Origin of the sequence: Dickeya dadantii NCPPB 898, from assembly GCF_000406145.1 — a bacterium.
Lineage (GTDB): Bacteria > Pseudomonadota > Gammaproteobacteria > Enterobacterales > Enterobacteriaceae > Dickeya > Dickeya dadantii.
The window spans coordinates 4,302,380-4,321,628 of record NZ_CM001976.1 but is presented as its reverse complement, the minus strand read 5'-3'; the positions used below and the strand labels follow the sequence as shown (position 1 = coordinate 4,321,628).

At 56.7% G+C, this 19,249-nt stretch carries 20 protein-coding genes and 1 pseudogene; 16 read left to right on the top strand and 5 right to left on the bottom strand.

The genetic code is table 11. From position 1 onward, the window contains the following. Positions 1–220 precede the first annotated feature (220 nt). Both DDA898_RS19450 and qhpR read left to right on the top strand, forming a co-directional pair. A complete protein-coding gene (locus DDA898_RS19450; RefSeq protein WP_038912665.1) occupies positions 221–1,237 on the top strand; it encodes a phosphotransferase enzyme family protein in 1,017 nt (338 codons plus the stop codon). Between the two features lie 151 nt (positions 1,238–1,388). Then, complete coding sequence (qhpR, locus tag DDA898_RS19445) at positions 1,389–2,432, top strand: AraC-like transcriptional regulator QhpR (protein ID WP_038912079.1); 1,044 nt, start codon at positions 1,389–1,391, stop codon at positions 2,430–2,432. Positions 2,433–2,498: 66 nt separating this feature from the next. Here qhpR and DDA898_RS19440 read toward each other — a convergent pair whose 3' ends face one another. Next, complete coding sequence (locus DDA898_RS19440) at positions 2,499–2,717, bottom strand: protein SlyX (protein WP_013319717.1); 219 nt, start codon at positions 2,715–2,717, stop codon at positions 2,499–2,501. 213 nt (positions 2,718–2,930) lie between these two features. Here DDA898_RS19440 and fkpA point away from each other — a divergent pair, with 213 nt between their 5' ends. Beyond that, complete coding sequence (gene fkpA / locus DDA898_RS19435) at positions 2,931–3,782, top strand: FKBP-type peptidyl-prolyl cis-trans isomerase (protein WP_013319715.1); 852 nt, start codon at positions 2,931–2,933, stop codon at positions 3,780–3,782. Between the two features lie 183 nt (positions 3,783–3,965). On the opposite strand, the gene DDA898_RS19430 is transcribed toward fkpA, so the two are convergent. Further along, on the bottom strand, positions 3,966–5,324 hold the full coding sequence (locus DDA898_RS19430; protein WP_038912078.1) for an aminotransferase-like domain-containing protein: 1,359 nt from the start codon (positions 5,322–5,324) through the stop codon (positions 3,966–3,968). A 146-nt stretch (positions 5,325–5,470) separates the two neighbouring features. On the opposite strand from DDA898_RS19430, the gene DDA898_RS19425 reads away from it, so the two are divergent. Genes DDA898_RS19425 through DDA898_RS19405 form a run of 5 tightly spaced genes read left to right on the top strand, consistent with a single transcriptional unit; the run spans position 5,471 to position 9,882 of the window. Next, positions 5,471–6,433 (top strand): substrate-binding domain-containing protein, encoded by a 963-nt coding sequence (locus DDA898_RS19425; RefSeq protein ID WP_038912077.1) that lies wholly within the window; start codon positions 5,471–5,473, stop codon positions 6,431–6,433. Between the two features lie 3 nt (positions 6,434–6,436). Then, a complete protein-coding gene (locus tag DDA898_RS19420; protein WP_022635126.1) occupies positions 6,437–7,231 on the top strand; it encodes a deaminated glutathione amidase in 795 nt (264 codons plus the stop codon). A gap of 19 nt (positions 7,232–7,250) precedes the next feature. Next, on the top strand, positions 7,251–8,138 hold the full coding sequence (locus tag DDA898_RS19415) for an ABC transporter substrate-binding protein (protein WP_038912664.1): 888 nt from the start codon (positions 7,251–7,253) through the stop codon (positions 8,136–8,138). Next, positions 8,135–9,115, top strand: coding sequence for an amino acid ABC transporter permease (locus tag DDA898_RS19410; RefSeq protein ID WP_038912075.1), 981 nt, complete (start codon positions 8,135–8,137; stop codon positions 9,113–9,115). The genes DDA898_RS19415 and DDA898_RS19410 overlap by 4 nt, the downstream gene beginning before the upstream one ends. Next, positions 9,112–9,882, top strand: a complete 771-nt coding sequence (locus DDA898_RS19405; protein WP_038902223.1) for an amino acid ABC transporter ATP-binding protein — start codon at positions 9,112–9,114, stop codon at positions 9,880–9,882. The genes DDA898_RS19410 and DDA898_RS19405 overlap by 4 nt, the downstream gene beginning before the upstream one ends. A 133-nt stretch (positions 9,883–10,015) precedes the next feature. Here DDA898_RS19405 and pmrB read toward each other — a convergent pair whose 3' ends face one another. The 3 genes from pmrB to eptA are packed head-to-tail and all read right to left on the bottom strand — an operon-like array spanning position 10,016 to position 13,421. Next, positions 10,016–11,116 carry a two-component system sensor histidine kinase PmrB gene (gene pmrB, locus DDA898_RS19400; RefSeq protein WP_038912074.1) on the bottom strand — a complete coding sequence of 367 codons (1,101 nt, stop codon included), beginning with the start codon at positions 11,114–11,116 and terminating at the stop codon, positions 10,016–10,018. Next, on the bottom strand, positions 11,113–11,781 hold the full coding sequence (pmrA, locus tag DDA898_RS19395) for a two-component system response regulator PmrA (RefSeq protein WP_013319713.1): 669 nt from the start codon (positions 11,779–11,781) through the stop codon (positions 11,113–11,115). Before pmrA ends, pmrB begins: the two co-directional genes overlap by 4 nt. Continuing rightward, on the bottom strand, positions 11,778–13,421 hold the full coding sequence (gene eptA, locus DDA898_RS19390; RefSeq protein WP_038912073.1) for a phosphoethanolamine transferase EptA: 1,644 nt from the start codon (positions 13,419–13,421) through the stop codon (positions 11,778–11,780). Before eptA ends, pmrA begins: the two co-directional genes overlap by 4 nt. A gap of 182 nt (positions 13,422–13,603) precedes the next feature. On the opposite strand from eptA, the gene DDA898_RS19385 reads away from it, so the two are divergent. From DDA898_RS19385 to DDA898_RS19350, 8 genes and pseudogenes are all read left to right on the top strand, one after another. Further along, positions 13,604–14,326, top strand: a complete 723-nt coding sequence (locus tag DDA898_RS19385) for a helix-turn-helix transcriptional regulator (protein WP_013319711.1) — start codon at positions 13,604–13,606, stop codon at positions 14,324–14,326. Further along, on the top strand, positions 14,326–14,715 hold the full coding sequence (gene tusD / locus DDA898_RS19380) for a sulfurtransferase complex subunit TusD (RefSeq protein ID WP_038912072.1): 390 nt from the start codon (positions 14,326–14,328) through the stop codon (positions 14,713–14,715). The genes DDA898_RS19385 and tusD overlap by 1 nt, the downstream gene beginning before the upstream one ends. Positions 14,716–14,732: 17 nt before the next feature. Then, complete coding sequence (gene tusC / locus DDA898_RS19375; protein WP_038912071.1) at positions 14,733–15,092, top strand: sulfurtransferase complex subunit TusC; 360 nt, start codon at positions 14,733–14,735, stop codon at positions 15,090–15,092. An 11-nt stretch (positions 15,093–15,103) separates the two neighbouring features. Beyond that, positions 15,104–15,391 carry a sulfurtransferase complex subunit TusB gene (tusB, locus tag DDA898_RS19370; protein WP_013319708.1) on the top strand — a complete coding sequence of 96 codons (288 nt, stop codon included), beginning with the start codon at positions 15,104–15,106 and terminating at the stop codon, positions 15,389–15,391. Between the two features lie 132 nt (positions 15,392–15,523). Next, the gene (gene rpsL, locus DDA898_RS19365; RefSeq protein WP_012768095.1) at positions 15,524–15,898 is read left to right on the top strand and encodes a 30S ribosomal protein S12; all 375 of its coding nucleotides are present in this window, start codon (positions 15,524–15,526) and stop codon (positions 15,896–15,898) included. Between the two features lie 96 nt (positions 15,899–15,994). Further along, positions 15,995–16,465: a 30S ribosomal protein S7 gene (gene rpsG / locus DDA898_RS19360; RefSeq protein WP_013319707.1), complete on the top strand. Its 471-nt coding sequence runs from the start codon at positions 15,995–15,997 to the stop codon at positions 16,463–16,465. Positions 16,466–16,557: 92 nt separating this feature from the next. Next, positions 16,558–18,672 (top strand): elongation factor G, encoded by a 2,115-nt coding sequence (gene fusA / locus DDA898_RS19355; protein WP_013319706.1) that lies wholly within the window; start codon positions 16,558–16,560, stop codon positions 18,670–18,672. Positions 18,673–18,743: 71 nt separating this feature from the next. Further along, positions 18,744–19,249 (top strand): annotated as a pseudogene (locus tag DDA898_RS19350) (GTP-binding protein); the annotation flags it as partial.

Sequence of the window (19,249 nt, the reverse complement as noted above, 5' to 3'; positions counted from 1 at the left end):
TCAGCCGGCGACTTGACATCCGCGCGGAGATTTTTGCGCTCTGCGGTCAAACCGAGGGAATTCGACCGGGAGGTGTCGCGTACGGTCAATTTGCGGCGCTGCGACGTCAAGCATCGTAACGGGAGTGGTCACATCCTGAGAGCCGGGCAGCGCTCTATCACTCGGGCGCTGCCCGGTCTGGCCCTCTTTGGATGAGATAACACGTATGGCGGAACAGGACATGGCGGAGCAGGACATGGCAGAACAGTACGATACCCTTGATAACACCACGTTGGACCAACTGGCCGCACTGGCCCTGAAACGTTACCCGTCTGCGTTGCAGGGGCAGCTCTCCCTGCTGTGCCGTTCGGAAAACGCCACCTATCGGCTGGTCGCGGGTGGTAAACGTTACGCGATGCGCATTCACCGGCCTGGCTACCATCAGCGCGAGGATATCGCCGGCGAGCTGGCCTGGCTGGATGCGCTGCGGGAAGAGGGGATTACGGTGCCGCAGGCGCTGACCGGGCTGGACGGCGAAACAGTGCAAACGGTGACGATGGAAGACGGCACGGTGCGCAATGTGGTGCTGTTTCACTGGATTGAAGGCGAGATGCCGACCACGGCCGTCGATGCCGCCGCCTTTGAGCAACTGGGCGTGATCACCGCCCGTTTGCACCAGCACAGCCGGCGCTGGACGCGCCCGACCGGCTTCCGTCGTCTGGTCTGGGACCACGATACTATGGTCGGGGCGCACGGTCATTGGGGGCGCTGGCAGGATGCGCCCAACCTGAAGGCGGAAGATCACGGCACCATCGAGGAAACGCTGGCGCAGGTGCGCGACGCGCTAACGCACTATGGCAAAGACAGCCAGCGCTATGGCTTGATTCACGCGGATTTGCGCCTGACCAACCTGTTGTTGCAGAACGGCGAAACCCGGGTGATCGATTTTGACGATTGCGGCTTCAGCTGGTATCTGCACGATTTGGCGGCGGCGATCAGTTTCGTGGAGCATCACCCCAGCGCGCCCGCATGGGTGGAAGGCTGGCTCAGCGGCTATCAGCGTGTATGTCCGCTTAGCGAGGCGGATCGGGCGGTGATCCCGTCGCTGTTGATCCAACGTCGCATCCAGTTGATGGCCTGGGCGGGTTCCCATAGCCAGACCGAACAGGCGATCGGCCTGGGTGCGGACTGGAGCGATCACACCGTGCGGTTGTGCCGCCGCTATCTGGACAAAGAAGCGCTGCCGGTCGGCGCCTGATCCTGCATCGCGGCAACTGCACCACAACAGCGCACCGTGGGATCGCCATGGTGCTGTTCTGTCTTACGGCGCCAGTTAAATCAGTGGCTTGTGAATGGTATGGAAATTGCAGGTCTATGATATTTCGTCGGTTGTGTGTGAGGCAGGAATCATGGAAACCACGTCTTTTCGGCTGCCGCCGGTCGCCGAGTTGCCCAGCGGGCACCGGGGCGTTCTGGCCGCCGCCGCATCGGGCCTGACCGATTTCATCGGTGAAAAAGGGGGCGATGCGGATCGCATTCTGGGCATCAGCGGCATCAATCCGGAATTGCTGGCCTGCCCAACGCTCAGTGTCGGGCTGGTGAATTACTGCCGGGTGCTGGAGGAAGCCGCCCGCTATTCGGATTGCGACAATTTCGGGCTGCATTACGGCCGGCAGTTCAAGCCGCAGGCGCTGGGGTTGATAGGCTATGTTGGGTTATGCAGTGCCACTCTGGAGCAGGCATTGCATAACGTAGTCAATGCCTTTCCCTTTCATCAGCACGATACGCTGATCCGTCTGGTGGACAAGGGCGACTGCTGGCGCTTCGACTATCAGGTGCGTCACGGCGCCATCCTGCACTGCCGTCAGGATGCGGAACTGACGCTGGGGATGATGTTGAACCTGATTCGTCATGCGGCAGGCAAAAACTGGGCGCCGCGGGAAGTGCATTTTGAGCATCCTCGTCCTGAACAGTGGCATGAGCACTGCAAGGCGTTCGACGCGCCGGTTTACTTCGATCAACCGTTCAATTCTCTACTGATCCCCAAACGCGACCTGATGCGATCCATGCCGGATCATGATCCGTTGCTGTTGCTGGTGGTGCAGGATTCACTGCGTCGGCTAAACAGCGACGTTCCCCAGCAGAGCGTGGTGGATATGGCGCGCGCCCGGTTGCGTCAGGTATTGCCGCAGGGCGAGCCGTCGCTGGAAGAGGTGGCGGAGAACATTGGTCTATCAAGCTGGTCGCTGCAGCGGCGGCTGAAAGACGAAGGCATGACTTTCACCCAACTGGTGGAGAAGGTGCGGTGCGAGATGGCGACCCACTATCTGCAGCAGCGCCAGCTGTCGATTTCCGAGATGGCGTTCCTGCTGGGATACTCTGAGGTCAGCGCCTTTTCCCGCGCGTTCCGCCGCTGGTTCGGCATCAGCCCGCGGCAGTGGCGTAAGGCATAGCCTGCCGCGCCTGACGGGTCACGGCGGTCGGGTTAACCGGATGACTGGGCTGGTTAACTGGGCTGGTTAATAGTGCGGCGGCGGCGTTTCTTCCGCCTGCGAAGCAATCATCGATGGCGACGTCGCCCGCAGTTTCTCGGTCATCAGCCGCAGTTGTTCGCGCAGCCTGACCATTTCCAGTTCGTGCTGCACCACGGTCTGATTCAATTCCTCAATGGTGACCTCCTGAAAAGCCAGGCGACTTTCCAGTAATTCGAGCCGTTGCTCCAGTGCTGATAATGACATCTTTTTTTCCTCCCGTGCAGTGTGCGCTGAGTGTGTCAGAAAGCGGAAAGTTCTGGTAGTAAAACCATACGCCGTCGGGCGTAAATCCTGGCGTGCAGAATTTTTCGCTATCCGGTGCGGCGCGTCGTTGTATTGTCTTTGCGCGCAACGTTATAGTAGCTGGCGAAATGTTAATGTTGCCGGGGCATGGTGCTCCGAATGTTGGAGAGATGGATGAAATCACTGTTTAAAGTCACACTGCTGACGGCAGCCATGGGACTGGCGCTGAGTACGGGTGTTATGGCGGCGGACGCGGCCAAGACCACTGATGCGGCGGCAGCCTCTGCCCCAGCGGACGCAGCGAAAGCGGCGGCGGGCAAATTCAAGAGCGATGAAGAAGCCGCAGCCTACGCACTGGGCGCGTCGCTGGGTCGCTACATGGATAACTCACTGAAAGAGCAGGAAAAGCTGGGTATCAAGCTGGATAAGCAACAGCTGATTCAGGGCGTGCAGGACGCGTTTGCCGACAAGAGCAAGCTGTCTGACGAAGAGATCGAGAAAACCCTGCAGTCGTTTGAAGGCCGCGTGAAAGAAGCCGCTCAGGCCAAAATGCAGCAGGATGCCAAAGACAACGCGGATAAAGGCGCTAAATTCCGTGATGCCTTCGCTAAAGAAAAAGGCGTGAAGAAAACCGAATCCGGCCTGCTCTATCAGGTAGAGAAGGAAGGGACCGGCGCGGCGCCGAAAGACAGCGATACCGTAGTGGTGAACTACAAAGGTACGCTGGTTGACGGTTCCGAGTTCGATAACTCCTACAAGCGCGGCGAACCGCTGTCCTTCCGTCTGGACGGTGTAATCCCGGGCTGGACCGAAGGCCTCAAGCATGTGAAGAAAGGCGGCCAGATCAAGCTGGTGATCCCGCCGGCACTGGCTTACGGCGAAGCGGGCGTTCCGGGGATCCCGGCTAACTCCACGCTGGTGTTCGAAGTCGAATTGCTGGACATCAAATCCGATGCCGACGCTAAAGGCGCTGCGCCGAAAGCGGAAAAGCCGGCTGACGAAAAGGCTAAGAAAGCCGCCCAGTAATTATTCCGGGCTTGAAAAAACCAAACCGCAGGTTCTCCCTGCGGTTTTTTTATGGCTTACATCCCGATTCGTCGCCCTGACGCGGCGTCGTTGAAAAACACGTTTGATGTTTTTGATGTCCGCTATCCGACGTACCGGTCGTTGTGCGTGGCCCCAAACGCGCGTCGGCGCGCAACGGCGGAATCAGAGATCGGCGTGATGCCCGTCTATCTCCATGCCGGCGGCGAGTACCAGCGCATCGGCAATGCTTTCCACCTGATCCTCGTTCAGCATTGACGTGCTGACGCGAATAAACTGTGCGCCGCCGCAGCGGCAACGCTCTCCCGGCAATACGGCGATGCCGCGCGCGGCCAGGGTAATCATGGCGAACTGCTCGGATTCGACGGGAAGGTAAATGCTCAAGCCGTCACGATCGGGCAGATGCAGGCCGCGGCGGGCCAACGCCTTCAGCAGCAGGCGGCGGCGCTCGGCATAGCAGTCGCGGGCCTGTTGCAGTTTGCGTTGAGTCGTCGGGTCGGTCAGCATCCAGGCCACGGCATCCTGCAGAATGCGGCTGGTCCAACTGGCGCCGAAGTTGCGAAACGATTGCAGGCGTTTGACCAGCGACTCCGGGCCGGACAGGACCGCCAACCGCAAATCCGGGCCGTAGGCTTTGGAAAACGAACGCACGTGCAGCGTTCTTTCCGGGTAGTAACGCCCGAGGCTCCAGACCGGCCAGGCGGACAGTTCGCCGATGCCGTCGTCTTCTACCACCAGTGTCGCGCTATCCGCAAGCAGGTGCGCCAGTTCGGCACTGCGGCTTTCGCTGACGGTATGTCCGGCGGCGGAGTGGGTACGGGGCTGGTAGATGAACATGATCGGCGATTTCCTCAACTGCATTTCCAGCACGTCGGGTCGTGGCCCCTGTTCATCGCAAGCCAGCGCCAGCAGTTCGGCGCCGACGTTATCCAGCATATCCAGCAGTCGGGTCGCGGTGGGATCTTCAATGATGATTTTATCGCCCGGTGATACCAGCGTCTGGATGATCAGGTTCATGGCGTCAAAGCCGCCGTCGGTAGCCATGAATGCCTGCGCCTGAAACGGCCAGCGCGGTGCCAGCGCCTGGCGCAGCGTCGGTGTAATCAGGTCGCGTTGATAGCTGTTCAACTTGCTGGAGCGTATCCCTTGTAGCATGGCGTCCCGCAGGTCCGGCAGTAATCGCGGATCCGGACATGCCATGGCTAGATCGGCCTGAATACCGCTGCCGTAATTACCGATCTTTTCAAACCTCACCGGCTTTGGCGTGTCGTGGTCGCCGCAAACCCAAACGCCGCTGCGCCCTTTACCGGCAATTGTCTTTTGCCGTTTTAACTGCCCCCACGCGGCGGAAACCGTCGCTGGGCTGACGCCCAGATGTTCTGCCAGCTCCCGCACGGCAGGAAGCTGAGTGCCGATAGGTATGCGCCCTTCGCGAATCAACGTAGCGGTAATCTGGGCAATCCCCTTGATCGAGGTATCGCTGATCTGTTCTGCCAGCCAGGTGGAATCCAGTGCTTTCGTCATAAGAAAATGATTTGTTCAATAACAAATAAATTATTGTACAGATAATATTATCGCCATAGTATCAAATTCAAGCAGTATTTGGATGCAAAACAATCTGAATGCGTTCGGATTGCGCGCAACACCGGGAGCGTAAGGAAAAAAACATAATGATCACCATTAGACTGGCCGTTCGGGATTGGGACTATTTCACGCCGTTGGCGCTCGGCGATGTCCGGTCGGAAAGATTCAACGTTGAGGTACACCGGGTGAATACGCTGGTGGACGATCTGGCCACCAGCGAGCATTACGATGCGGGCGAAGTTTCTTTCAGCCGTTATGCGCAGGCGCGCGCCAAAGGCGATACGTCATTGTTGGGCGTGCCCCATTTTTTGATGCGGGGGTTTCGGCAGCGCTGCATCATCACCACGGCGGATAACCCCGTTACGTCGCTGGAACAGTTGAAGGGCGGGCGCATCGGCGTGACCGGTTGGCAGGATTCCGGCAATACCTGGACGCGCACTCTGCTGCGGGAAGCCGGCGTGGGCATTGAGGATGTTCGCTGGTTTGCCGGACGACTGACGGCTGATCACCCCATCGTCGATCGTCTGGGACGGTTTGGTCGCCCCGGTCATATTGAAGCCGCGCCGGGCGAGCGTCCGCTGATTGAATTGTTGCAGGCCGGAGAGCTGGATGCCGTTTTCACCCCGTTTATGCCGCAGGGCTTCTTCCTGCCGGGGTCCGGGCTGCGCCAAGTGCAGGCTGATTTCCGCCAGGCCGAACTGACGTATTTCCGTCGCGTGGGTTATGTGCCAGGCATCCATATGCTCGGCATCAAACCGGCGCTGGTCGAGTCGCTGCCGTGGCTGCCCAGGGAACTGAGTCGGCTTATCGATCGATCCGCCCAGGTTTGGCAGCAAAAGCGCGAGAAGTACGCGGATACCACGCCCTGGCTGTTGGACGACCTGCGCCGCACCGCTCAGGATCTGCCGGCCAACTGGAATGACAACGGTTTTGACGTCAACCGCAAAATGATCGCCGATTTCGCCCGTGAACTTTACGAACAAGACATAACCGACACATTACTGACGCCGGAAGCAATGTTTCCGGCCTTTGACACTCAGGGAGCGTAAGACATGAAAGTAGCCATGGGGCAGTTTGCCGTCAGTCGCGAATGGCAGGAGAACGCCGATACCTGTTTGTCGTTGATGGCCCGCGCGCGGGAGGCCGGCGCCGATCTGCTGGTGATGCCGGAAGGCGTGCTGGCGCGCGATATCACCGATCCGGATTTGGTGCTGAAAGCGGCGCAGCCGCTGGACGGCCCGTTTGTCAGTCAACTGCTGGCGGCCAGCCGCGGCAACGCGCTGACAACCATGATGAGCGTTCATGTCCCGACGGAAAATCATCGTGCGTTGAATGTGCTGATCGCCATCCGCGATGGCGAAATTGTCGCGCGTTACGACAAATTGCACCTTTATGACGCTTTCTCCATGCAGGAGTCGCAGCGGGTTACTCCAGGCGATGCGGTTCCGCCGTTGGTGGATGTAGCCGGTATGAAAGTGGGACTGATGACCTGTTATGACGTGCGTTTTCCTGAGCTGGCCCGTCGCCTGGTGCTGGATGGCGCTGATGTGCTGGTGCTGCCCGCGGCCTGGGTAAAAGGGCCGCTCAAAGAGATGCACTGGGACGTGTTGGTTACCGCCCGCGCGCTGGAGAACACCTGCTATGTGGTGGCGGTTGGGGAATGCGGGCCGCGCAATATCGGCAATAGCATGGTGGTGGATCCGCTGGGGGTGTCTATCGCTAAGGCAGCCGAAGGCCCGGCGCTGGTGGTCGCCTGTCTGGACCCGGAACGCATCGCCTCGGCGCGTGATGCGCTGCCGGTTTTGAAAAATCGTCGTTTTGCCCGTCCTGAATTAAAAACCCAATAACAGACAGGGGATATTTATGATGAAGAAGACTGCCTACGCACTGGCTTTAGCGCTGGGAATGGTGACCGGCGTCGGCTATGCCGCCGAGAGTATTCCGGCCCAAAAAGTGGATCAGGCGCTGCACGATCGTCTGCCTGACGATATCAAGAAGGCCGGGAAGATCGTTGCCGTGAACAACGGCTCCTTCCCCCCGTACGAGATTGTTAAAGGCCCGACCGAGATGGATGGCGCCAGCGCCGATCTGGCCGAAGCGCTGGGGCAATTGCTGGGCGTCAAGATTGAACATGCCACGGTGAGCGGCCTGTCCGGAGTCCTGGCGGGCATCAAGTCCGGCCGGTATCAGATGGCGATTGGCCCGGTGGGGGATTACCCCGATCGCCAGAAAGATAATGACTTCATCGACTACGCGCAAGAGTTCGTGGTATTTGCCGTGCAGAAAGGCAATCCACAAAATATCAATGGGTTGGATGATGCCTGCGGCAAGAATATCGCGGTGATGGCCGGCGGTTCCGCTGAGCAGGTTATCCGCAAGCAGTCTCAGGTCTGCTCCGATGCCGGTAAACCCGCTGTCACCGTGCAATCGTTTACGGATCAGCCTTCGTCTATTTTGGCCGTGCGTTCCAAGCGTTCTGACGCTTTTTTCTCTTCCCAGGCTCCGCTGGTGTATTTCGTGGGGCAGGCCAATGGTCAGCTTGAGTTGACTGCCGTCGGCAAGAAGAATGGTTTCGGCGATATTTTCCAGGGGTCGGTGGTGCCGAAGGATTCGCAACTGGGCAAAGTGGTGCTGGACGCCTATAAAGAACTGTTCAAGAACGGGACTTACGCCGCCATCATGAAAAAGTGGAAGCTGGACAATAACACTCTCTCTGAACCGGGAGTGAACCTGGCGAAGGGAGCGGCGAAATGAACGACGGCGCCACGGATTCTCGAACCAGCGAAAATGCTGACGTAAAGGCGCGTGACGTGGCGTTTGCCCACAGTGCGCCACGCTATGGGCGCCTGGTTTCCTGGATTGTGGTCTTGCTGGTCGCCGCCGATTTTTTCTGGGTGGTGGCGACCAACCCCAATTTTGAGTGGAAAGTGGTGGTGCAGTGGTTTACCGAAGGCTCGGTCATGAAAGGGTTGGAGGTTACGCTGGGGCTGACGGTTATCGCCATGCTGCTCGGCGTCGCGCTGGGGCTGCTGCTGGCGGTTGCCCGCCTGTCGGACAATCGCTTGCTAAGCGGGCTGTCCGGTTTATACATCTGGTTTTTCCGGGGAACGCCGCTGCTGGTGCAACTGATTTTCTGGTACAACCTGTCTACGTTGTTTCCGACTATTTCGCTGGCGATTCCGGTTACCGGGCCGACGCTGGTCGAGTGGAAGACCAACGATCTGATTACGCCGCTGACCGCCGCTATCGCCGGTCTGGCGTTGAACGAAGCGGCCTATATGGCGGAGATTATCCGTTCGGGTCTGTTATCGGTGGATCAGGGCCAGATAGAAACCACGCAGGCCTTCGGGATGAGCCGGATGAGGGCGCTACGCCGCATTATTATTCCCCAGGCTATGCGCGCCATTATTCCGCCGACCGGCAACCAGTTAATCAGCATGATCAAGGCGACTTCGCTGGTGAGCGTGATTGCTATGAGCGATCTGTTGTACTCGGTGCAGGCCATCTATAACCGGACCTTTGAGATTATCCCGATGCTGATGGTAGCGGTGATTTGGTATCTGCTGATTACTTCGATACTGAACGTCGGCCAGTCGGCGATCGAGCGTTATTACGCCCGCGGTTCGCGCCGCACGGTTTCGGTCGGCAAACGCCGACCGGCGCCAAATCAGGAATCGGAGAGCGCATCTGCCGCCGTCGGGCAGCCCTGGATGAAGAAGGAGGGTGCATGAACGATATAATGCCGCTGGTACGTGCCCGCAATGTTCAGAAAAGCTATGGCGACAATGAAGTCCTGAAAGGGATCGACCTGGATGTCTATCCGGGCGAGGTGGTGGTGATTCTGGGGCCTTCCGGTTCGGGTAAGTCGACGTTTTTGCGTTGTATCAACCATTTGGAGGATATGAGCGCCGGTTCGATCATGGTGGGGGAAGAGCAGATTGGCTACGAACTCAAGCACGGTCGTCTGCATCGTCTGTCGCCCCACCGTATCGCAAGGCAGCGCCGGGAGATAGGCATGGTGTTTCAGCAGTTCAATCTTTATCCCCATATGACGGTGCTGCAGAACATTATCGAAGCGCCAATCGGCGTGCACAAACGGCCCAAAGGGGAAGCGATTCGCTACGCGAAGGAATTGCTGAACACGGTCGGGCTGAGCGATAAGGCCGATGCCTGGCCCCGTCATCTGTCCGGCGGCCAGCAGCAGCGGGTGGCGATTGCCCGAGCGCTGGCGATCAAGCCGCGGCTGATGCTGTTCGACGAGCCCACATCGGCGCTCGACCCGGAGCTGGTGGGCGAGGTGCTGGCCACCATGCGTGCGCTGGCGGAGCAGGGGCTGACGATGATTGTCGTTACCCACGAGATTGGATTCGCCCGGGAGGCGGCCGATCGGGTGGTGTTTATGGATGGCGGCGTGGTGGTGGAGCAGGGCAGCGCCGAGGCGGTACTGACCACTCCGCGCCATCCGCGTACCCAGGCGTTTCTCAGTCGTTTTATCTGATCGGTTCGCCGGGATGATCCGGCGTGTCCGCTTGCAGCCTGCGGATGGCGTTGGTAACGACGAAATCGACGGGGCGGGCGTTTTCCACCGTAGGCAGGGCCGCGTCCGCCGTCTTGTGGGGCCCGGCGTAGCATCAGATATGGATATGCGTATGCAGCACCACACGGGCCTGAGTCCCGGTGCGGTCACGCCGGTTTTCCAGAAAGAACTCGCCGTGGTGCAACTGCACGATGCGGGTCACGATGCTCAGCCCGAGCCCGATGCCGCCGTAGCGGGTATCCATGCGTACAAACGCTTTGGTCAGTTCTCCCACCTGGGATTCGTTGATTCCCGGTCCCTCGTCCGCGACGACCAGTTCACAACCACCGTTGGAATGGTCGGTGATCCTGACGGTGATAGTGCTGTTTTCCGGGCTGTATCGATAGGCGTTTTCCACCAGATTACGCAGCAGCAACTGTAATAGCGTCGCATTGCCCGGTACGGTGCCGGTCTGCGTGTCCGACCGCCAGTCGAGCTGTTGGTGACGTATGGATGCCATTTCCTCCAGCTCTTCCTGTTTTGGCGCAATCACATCGTCAACCAGGGACACTGACTCATAGTGGCCGGCGGCGAGTTCGTTTCCGACCCGAGCCAGCAACAGCAACTGTTCGATGGTTTTAGTCAGATGGTCGATGCGCTTGATTAATGGCTGGCAGTCGATCTTGTGCACTTGTTCGTGCAATTCCAGACTGAGCCGGATACCCGCCAGCGGGGTGCGCAGCTCATGCGCAACATTCGAGGCGAAGAGCCGGTCGCGACGCAGCGATTCGCTAAAACGTGTAAACAGCTGGTTCATGCTGGCGATGACGGCCGCGACTTCGGTGAGGTTGCTTTGTTGCTGGAGCGGCTCCAGATTTTCGGCGCTCCGATTTTGCAACTCCTGCTGCAGCTCGGTGAGTGGGCGCGTAAGACGACTGATGGCCTGTGCGCATATTAATAAGGTGGCGGTAACCATGACCAGACCCGGCAGACTGAGAGCGGCTATCGCCTCATAAATCTCGAACTGGATATCATCTTCGTGTGATTGTGCGGTCAGCGTCTGATTAACCAGCAGTTCAATTTGTTCTTTGCTCTCAAACCATAGCCAAAACACGCTGATAAGCTGGCAAATCAGCAAGATACAGCCGAGCGTCAGAACCAGCTGTTTCCTGATGCTGGTGGTGCGATCCGCAAGGTTTCGGGGGATGAGCCTCATGTCTGGTCCCCTTTGGTCAGAAGATAACCGAAACCGCGCAGGGTCTTGATTCGATTTTTGCCGATCTTCTGCCGCAGGTTGTGGATATGCACTTCCAGCGAATTGGAGGAGGGGTCGTCGTCCCAGCTGTAAAGGTCCTGATGCAGCACTTCGCGGTGTACCTGTGAACCGGCCTTGAGGATCAGTCGGGACAGAATGGCGAACTCTTTGGGGGTCAGGACGATCGGTTTATCGTCCAGCATGACCTGTTGATTGTTGAGATCGAGCGTGATGTTGTCTACCCGGATCCAGCTGTCGCTGGATCCCTGATGGCGGCGGATCAGTGCGCGGACCCTTGCCTGAAATTCGCTCAGCGCAAAGGGCTTTATCATGTAATCGTCTGCGCCGACGTCCAGCCCGGTAACGCGATCGTCCACGGTATCGCGGGCGGTCAGAATTAACACCGGTTGCTGGTAGCGGTTCCGCCGCCAGCGGTTTAGCAGGGTGAGGCCGTCTTCATCCGGCAACCCCAAATCCAGTACCACCAGGCTGTAGTGGGCGCTGGTGATCAGGGCATCCGCTTCTTTGGCAGTGGAGGCGCAATCGCAGACATACCCTTCGTTGCGCATCGCCTGCAATAATCCTTCCTGTAACAGCGTATCATCTTCAACAATCAAAAGTTTCATGAAGTGCCCCGACACGGTTGAAGAATATCAAGCGGCGCCTGATATTCCTTTGTCGCAATGTTAAACATGCCCAGAACGGTATGGAACAGATTGTCCTGGGAAAAACGTTGCTGGCCGGCTTGCTTGCGCATGCAACTGTCGTCGATGGAGAACTGTTGCTGATAGCCGCCGGAAAGCCACATCAGCATCGGGATATGGGTTTGTTGTGTGGGCGCGACCGCGTACGGCATGCTGTGCAGGTAGATCCCATCTTCGCCCAGTGACTCGCCGTGGTCGGAAAGATAAACCAAAGCGGTGTTAAATTTATCCTGATGCCCTTTCAAGACATTAATTGCCTTATCAACAATATAGTCTACGTAGAGAATCGTATTATCGTAAGTATTGATTAATGATTCTCGCGAGCATGTCTGGATCTGATTGGTATCGCAGGTCGGGGTGAATTTTCGAAAGTCGTCGGGATAGCGCTGGTAATAAGCCGGCCCGTGGCTGCCCATCGTATGCAGCACAATGATGCCGTCGTTGTTCAACTGATTGATGTAATCTTCGACGTCGCTAAACAATGCTTCGTCATGGCACTCCCCACCACTGCACTGGTCAGGCAGATTCAGCGCGGTGATATCCGTGCTCGGCACGCGATCGCAGGCGCCTTTGCAGCCGCCGTCGTTCTCCTGCCAGCGAACGTTGACGCCGGCGTGTTGCAGCACATCCAGCAATCCTTCCTGATGGGAGGCCAGTTGTTCATCGTAGCCGGCGCGCGGCATGTTGGAGAACATACAGGGAACGGAAACCCCGGTAGAGGTGCCGCAGGACGCCGTCTGACCGAAATAGATCACATTATCGTTGGCCAGCCGCGGGTTGGTGGGCTTGTCGTAGCCGCCGAGCGAAAAGTTCTCGGCACGGGACGTTTCCCCCACCACCAGAATCACCAAATTCTTTTTGGCATCGCCGCTTGCCTGCGGATTTTTATGCGCATCCAACCCGATTTGCACCAGCGGCAAATTGGCTTGCGCGTGATGACGGTAATAAGAAATGTTGGCGAAAATAATATTGCTGGGGGTCAGCGATTTCACCAGTTCCTTATTATTTCGCATCAGCGAGGCGTAATCTTTATAGAAAAAGGTGGCGACCAGCAGAATCGCGACGATCGACATCAGGATGCTGAAGCAGCGGGCGCCAATCGTGACCCAACTTAACGGCGTCGGTTTGATTTTAACCCACAGCGCGCCCAGCGCGGGAACGATGCCCAGCAGCGTCAACCAGAGCAGATACTGTGGCGTCACCAGCGCCATGGATTCTGCCATGTTGGTTTCGAACACATTCTGCATCATGGTACGGTCGATGATGATGCCGTAGTTGATCATGAAATATTGTACCGCCGCACCGCCAACCAGCAGCAGAGCGACCACGCCCTGACGCAGCCAGGAAATGAACAGCAGGGCGAACAGAACATTTAGTACCGCAAAAATGACTACAGGCATGGTGGCCAGGAATAATCCATCCCGCCAGGTATTGATAGCGACCAGATGTGAAACCTGGCGATAGTAGGCGATATTTTGTATCAGGGTAATGAAAGCAGCGAACACCAGGTTATAGGTAAAGCTGCTCCAGACGGGGCGGGAGAGACGAGACATTTTAAACATTGCGGATAGCCATCCAGGCAAGAAAATATGATTTGTCGCACTCTAAACCGGATAAATTAAATCAACCTTAAGAGCGGTGACCCCGGTCCGTCCATGAAATACAAAGGACGACGCAAGGGTTATTTGATAGACTGATAATCCTGTCAATACGATGATAAATGACGTTGAGGGTGGTGCCTGCCATGTCTACTTCGCTTGTTACTGGCGAATCCAATGACCTTGATTTGCTGGACCAGCGTCCGTTCACGCAGACGGATTATGAAATCCTGAAATCGTATGAAGCAGTGGTCGACGGTCTGGCGATGCTGATCGGCGATCATTGCGAGATCGTGCTGCACTCGCTGGACGACCTGAAATGCTCGGCGGTCCGTATCGCCAATGGCGAGCACACCGGACGTAAAATCGGCTCACCCATCACCGATCTGGCGTTGCGCATGCTGCACGATATGGCAGGCGAAGACAGCAGCGTTTCCAGAGCGTATTTCACCCGCGCCAAAAGCGGCGTATTGATGAAGTCGGTAACCATCGCTATCCGCAATCGCGAACAGCGCGTGATCGGGCTGTTGTGCATCAATATGAATCTCGACGTCCCCTTCTCACAGATCATGCAAACCTTCATGCCGCCTGAAATTAAAGAAGTGGCATCCTCCGTCAACTTTGCGTCTTCGGTGGATGAACTGGTGGCGCAGACGCTGGAGTTCACTATCGAAGAGGTGAACGCCGATCGCAACGTCTCCAACAATGCCAAGAACCGCCAGATTGTGCTCAATCTCTATGAGAAAGGCATCTTCGATATCAAGGACGCCATCAATCAGGTGGCCGACCGGCTGAATATTTCCAAGCATACCGTCTACCTGTATATCCGCCAGTTCAAGAGCGGCGACTTCAGCGGGCACGATCGTTAATGCTGAGCTACTGCCTGCTGGTGACCGGGCCCGCCTACGGCACGCAGCAGGCCAGCAGCGCGTTTCAGTTCGCGCAGGCTTTGCTGGCGCAAGGGTATCGGCTACAGAGCGTTTTCTTCTACCGCGAAGGGGTGCTGAACGCCAACCAACTTACCGCGCCGGCCAGCGACGAGTTTGATCTGGTCCGGGCCTGGCGGCAACTGGCGCAGACCCACCAGGTGGAACTCAATGTGTGTGTGGCGGCGGCGCTGCGTCGCGGCGTGACCGACGCGACGCAGGCGGAACAATTACAGCTGGCGGGGTCGAATCTCCAGCCGGGGTTTACCCTAAGCGGATTAGGCGAACTGTCGCAGTCGGTACTGCGCTGCGATCGCGTCGTGCAGTTTTAGCGCGAGGGGACATGAAGATGAAGCGAGTGGCTTTCGTATTTACCCAGGCTCCTCATGGCTCGGCTGCTGGTCGGGAAGGGCTGGACGCCTTGCTGGCGATGTCGGCGCTGACCGAGGATATCGGGGTTTTCTTTATCGCCGACGGCGTATTCCAACTGCTCCCAAACCAGCGGCCAGATCTGATCCTGATGCGCAATTATATTGCGACTTTCGGGGTGCTGCCGCTGTATGACATTGAACGCTGTTATGTCTGCGAGGCGTCGCTGCGCCAGCGCGGATTGTCGGTGGAAACCAAATGGGTGCTGGATGTGGCGCCGCTGGCGGCCGATGCGCTGCGTGCTGAGCTGAATACTTACGATACTGTCCTGACCTTTTGACCGGTGACCTCATGCTGCATACTCTGGCTCATTCACCTTACCGTACCGACCTGGACGCGCTGCTGCGCAACGTCGGCGAGGACGACGTCATTTTGCTGCTGCAGGATGGCGTAACCGCCGCGCTGGTCGGCGCGCCAGGCGGCGAACGCCTGCTATCTTCCGGCGCGACGGTGTACGCCCTGCAAGAGGACGTCGCGGCTCGGGGACTGGTTGACCAAATTTCCACCACAATTGTACTGATTGACTATACTGAATTTGTGCAATTAACGGCCCTGCATTCCCGGCAACTGGCTTGGTAATTTCGCCTTTTTGTATATTTCTTGACTCCTTACCCGGCCAGTCCTAAAATTCTGCGTCCTCATACTTTGCCTCTGTCTCAGTATGGGGTGATTTATTACGTGTTTACGAAGCAAAAACCAGGAGCTTTTTGAATGGCAACAATTAACCAGCTGGTACGCAAACCGCGCTCCCTGAAGGTTGCTAAAAGCAACGTTCCGGCGCTGGAAGCCTGCCCGCAGAAACGTGGCGTATGTACTCGTGTATATACCACCACCCCGAAAAAACCGAACTCCGCACTGCGTAAAGTATGTCGTGTTCGTTTAACCAACGGTTTTGAAGTTACCTCCTATATCGGCGGTGAAGGTCATAACCTGCAGGAACACTCCGTGATCCTGATCCGTGGCGGTCGTGTTAAAGACCTGCCAGGTGTGCGTTACCACACCGTACGTGGCGCGCTGGACTGCTCTGGTGTTAAAGACCGTAAGCAATCCCGTTCCAAATACGGCGTGAAGAAGCCCAAGGCTTAATGGTTCTCCGTTAAGTAAGGCCAAACGTTTTAACTTTAATGTCAAACTAAACTCGTAGAGTTTTGGACAATCCTGAATTAACAACGGAGTATTTCCATGCCACGTCGTCGCGTCATTGGTCAGCGTAAAATTCTGCCGGATCCGAAGTTCGGATCAGAACTGCTGGCTAAATTCGTCAATATCCTGATGGTAGATGGTAAAAAATCTACCGCAGAAGCAATCGTCTATACCGCGCTGGAGACCCTGGCTCAGCGTTCTGGTAAAGACCATCTGGAAGCCTTTGAAGCAGCACTGGACAACGTGCGCCCGACTGTCGAAGTTAAGTCGCGCCGTGTTGGTGGTTCTACTTATCAGGTTCCAGTTGAAGTTCGTCCGGTTCGTCGCAATGCTCTGGCTATGCGTTGGATCGTTGAAGCTGCTCGTAAACGCGGTGATAAATCCATGGCTTTGCGCCTGGCGAACGAACTTTCTGATGCAGCAGACAACAAAGGTACTGCTGTGAAGAAACGTGAAGACGTTCACCGTATGGCTGAAGCCAACAAGGCGTTCGCTCACTACCGCTGGTAATCCCTGCGTAGACGTTAATACCCTGGCGGGCGCTTCAAAGGCTGACCCGCCCGGGTTTACTACTTTGAACGCCCTAGGAATAGAGGAAACAAATGGCTCGTACAACACCCATTGCGCGCTATCGTAATATCGGTATCAGCGCACACATCGACGCCGGTAAGACCACTACTACCGAACGTATTCTGTTCTACACCGGTGTGAACCACAAAATCGGTGAAGTTCATGATGGCGCCGCTACCATGGACTGGATGGAGCAGGAACAGGAGCGTGGTATCACTATTACCTCCGCTGCGACTACTGCCTTCTGGTCCGGTATGGCTAAGCAGTATGAACCGCACCGTATCAACATCATCGACACCCCGGGGCACGTTGACTTCACTATCGAAGTAGAACGTTCCATGCGTGTTCTGGATGGCGCAGTCATGGTTTATTGTGCGGTAGGTGGTGTTCAGCCGCAGTCTGAAACCGTATGGCGTCAGGCAAACAAATATAAAGTTCCGCGTATCGCGTTCGTTAACAAAATGGACCGTATGGGCGCGAACTTCCTGAAAGTCGTTGACCAGATTAAAGTGCGTCTGGGTGCGAACCCGGTTCCGTTGCAGCTGGCTATCGGCGCAGAAGAAAATTTCACCGGCGTCGTTGACCTGGTGAAAATGAAAGCCATCAACTGGAATGACTCCGATCAGGGCGTAACCTTCACCTATGAAGATATCCCGGCTGACATGCAGGACCTGGCTGACGAATGGCACCAGAACCTGATCGAATCCGCTGCGGAAGCTTCCGAAGAGCTGATGGAGAAATACCTGGGCGGTGAAGAGCTGACTGAAGAAGAGATCAAAAAAGCTCTGCGTCAGCGCGTTCTGAACAACGAGATCATTCTGGTTACCTGTGGTTCCGCGTTCAAGAACAAGGGCGTGCAGGCAATGCTGGATGCCGTTGTCGATTACCTGCCGGCACCGACTGACGTACCGGCAATCAACGGTATTCTGGACGACGGTAAAGATACGCCGGCTGAGCGTCACGCCAGCGATGACGAGCCGTTCTCTGCACTGGCGTTCAAAATCGCAACCGACCCGTTTGTGGGTAACCTGACGTTCTTCCGCGTGTACTCCGGCGTAGTTAACTCCGGCGACACCGTACTGAACTCAGTGAAATCCGAGCGTGAGCGTTTTGGCCGTATCGTTCAGATGCACGCCAACAAACGTGAAGAGATCAAAGAAGTTCGCGCAGGCGACATCGCAGCCGCGATCGGCCTGAAAGACGTGATCACCGGTGACACCCTGTGTGACCCGGAAAACCCGATCATTCTGGAGCGTATGGAATTCCCGGAACCGGTTATCTCCATCGCTGTAGAACCGAAAACCAAAGCCGACCAGGAAAAAATGGGTCTGGCTCTGGGTCGTCTGGCGAAGGAAGACCCGTCTTTCCGTGTATGGACTGACGAAGAATCCAACCAGACCATCATCGCGGGTATGGGTGAACTTCACCTCGACATCATCGTTGACCGTATGAAGCGTGAATTCAACGTGGAGGCGAATGTCGGTAAACCGCAGGTTGCTTACCGTGAAGCGATTCGCGCTAAAGTTACCGATGTTGAAGGTAAACACGCCAAGCAGTCTGGTGGTCGTGGTCAGTACGGTCATGTTGTTATCGACATGTACCCGCTGGAGCCGGGCTCAAATCCGAAAGGCTACGAGTTCATCAACGATATCAAAGGTGGTGTGATTCCTGGCGAATACATCCCGGCCGTTGATAAAGGCATCCAGGAGCAGCTGAAAGCCGGTCCGCTGGCTGGCTTCCCGGTAGTCGATCTCGGCGTGCGTCTGCACTTCGGTTCTTACCACGACGTTGACTCCTCTGAACTGGCGTTTAAACTGGCCGCTTCTATTGCCTTTAAAGCTGCGTTCAGTAAAGCGAAACCCGTTCTGCTTGAGCCGATCATGAAGGTTGAAGTAGAAACGCCGGAAGAGAACACTGGTGACGTCATCGGTGACCTGAGCCGTCGTCGTGGTATGCTGCGTGGTCAAGAATCCAACGTTACTGGCGTTGTGATTCACGCTGAAGTTCCGCTGTCTGAAATGTTCGGATACGCAACTCAGCTGCGCTCTTTGACCAAAGGTCGTGCTTCTTACTCCATGGAGTTCCTGAAGTACGATGATGCGCCGAACAACGTTGCCCAGGCCGTTATTGAAGCCCGTGGTAAGTAATTCGGGTTTAACAACACATTGATCCCGTGCTCTCTCCGTCAGGGGAGAGCATTTGAGTAAGGAATATAGCCGTGTCTAAAGAAAAATTTGAACGTACAAAACCGCACGTCAACGTCGGTACTATCGGCCACGTTGACCATGGTAAAACCACTCTGACCGCTGCCATCACTACCGTTCTGGCGAAAACCTACGGTGGCCAGGCTCGTGCATTCGACCAGATCGACAACGCGCCGGAAGAAAAAGCGCGTGGTATCACCATCAACACTTCTCACGTTGAATACGATACCCCGACTCGTCACTACGCGCACGTTGACTGCCCGGGACACGCCGACTACGTGAAAAACATGATCACCGGTGCTGCCCAGATGGACGGCGCGATCCTGGTAGTTGCTGCGACTGACGGCCCGATGCCGCAGACTCGTGAGCACATCCTGCTGGGTCGTCAGGTAGGCGTTCCGTACATCATCGTGTTCCTGAACAAATGCGACATGGTTGATGACGAAGAGCTGCTGGAACTGGTTGAGATGGAAGTGCGCGAGCTGCTGTCTCAGTACGACTTCCCGGGCGACGACACGCC

Excerpts from the sequence above, each read along its gene's own strand:
- DDA898_RS19430 (WP_038912078.1), bottom strand. The coding sequence starts at position 5,324 with ATGACGAAAGCACTGGATTCCACCTGGCTGGCAGAACAGATCAGCGAT.
- DDA898_RS19425 (WP_038912077.1), top strand. The coding sequence starts at position 5,471 with ATGATCACCATTAGACTGGCCGTTCGGGATTGGGACTATTTCACGCCG.
- eptA (WP_038912073.1), bottom strand. The coding sequence starts at position 13,421 with ATGTTTAAAATGTCTCGTCTCTCCCGCCCCGTCTGGAGCAGCTTTACC.
- fkpA (WP_013319715.1), top strand. The coding sequence starts at position 2,931 with ATGAAATCACTGTTTAAAGTCACACTGCTGACGGCAGCCATGGGACTG.
- DDA898_RS19420 (WP_022635126.1), top strand. The coding sequence starts at position 6,437 with ATGAAAGTAGCCATGGGGCAGTTTGCCGTCAGTCGCGAATGGCAGGAG.
- tusC (WP_038912071.1), top strand. The coding sequence starts at position 14,733 with ATGAAGCGAGTGGCTTTCGTATTTACCCAGGCTCCTCATGGCTCGGCT.
- pmrA (WP_013319713.1), bottom strand. The coding sequence starts at position 11,781 with ATGAAACTTTTGATTGTTGAAGATGATACGCTGTTACAGGAAGGATTA.
- DDA898_RS19405 (WP_038902223.1), top strand. The coding sequence starts at position 9,112 with ATGAACGATATAATGCCGCTGGTACGTGCCCGCAATGTTCAGAAAAGC.
- DDA898_RS19415 (WP_038912664.1), top strand. The coding sequence starts at position 7,251 with ATGAAGAAGACTGCCTACGCACTGGCTTTAGCGCTGGGAATGGTGACC.
- tusD (WP_038912072.1), top strand. The coding sequence starts at position 14,326 with ATGCTGAGCTACTGCCTGCTGGTGACCGGGCCCGCCTACGGCACGCAG.
- rpsL (WP_012768095.1), top strand. The coding sequence starts at position 15,524 with ATGGCAACAATTAACCAGCTGGTACGCAAACCGCGCTCCCTGAAGGTT.
- rpsG (WP_013319707.1), top strand. The coding sequence starts at position 15,995 with ATGCCACGTCGTCGCGTCATTGGTCAGCGTAAAATTCTGCCGGATCCG.
- DDA898_RS19440 (WP_013319717.1), bottom strand. The coding sequence starts at position 2,717 with ATGTCATTATCAGCACTGGAGCAACGGCTCGAATTACTGGAAAGTCGC.
- qhpR (WP_038912079.1), top strand. The coding sequence starts at position 1,389 with ATGGAAACCACGTCTTTTCGGCTGCCGCCGGTCGCCGAGTTGCCCAGC.
- DDA898_RS19385 (WP_013319711.1), top strand. The coding sequence starts at position 13,604 with ATGTCTACTTCGCTTGTTACTGGCGAATCCAATGACCTTGATTTGCTG.
- pmrB (WP_038912074.1), bottom strand. The coding sequence starts at position 11,116 with ATGAGGCTCATCCCCCGAAACCTTGCGGATCGCACCACCAGCATCAGG.
- tusB (WP_013319708.1), top strand. The coding sequence starts at position 15,104 with ATGCTGCATACTCTGGCTCATTCACCTTACCGTACCGACCTGGACGCG.
- DDA898_RS19450 (WP_038912665.1), top strand. The coding sequence starts at position 221 with ATGGCGGAGCAGGACATGGCAGAACAGTACGATACCCTTGATAACACC.
- fusA (WP_013319706.1), top strand. The coding sequence starts at position 16,558 with ATGGCTCGTACAACACCCATTGCGCGCTATCGTAATATCGGTATCAGC.
- DDA898_RS19410 (WP_038912075.1), top strand. The coding sequence starts at position 8,135 with ATGAACGACGGCGCCACGGATTCTCGAACCAGCGAAAATGCTGACGTA.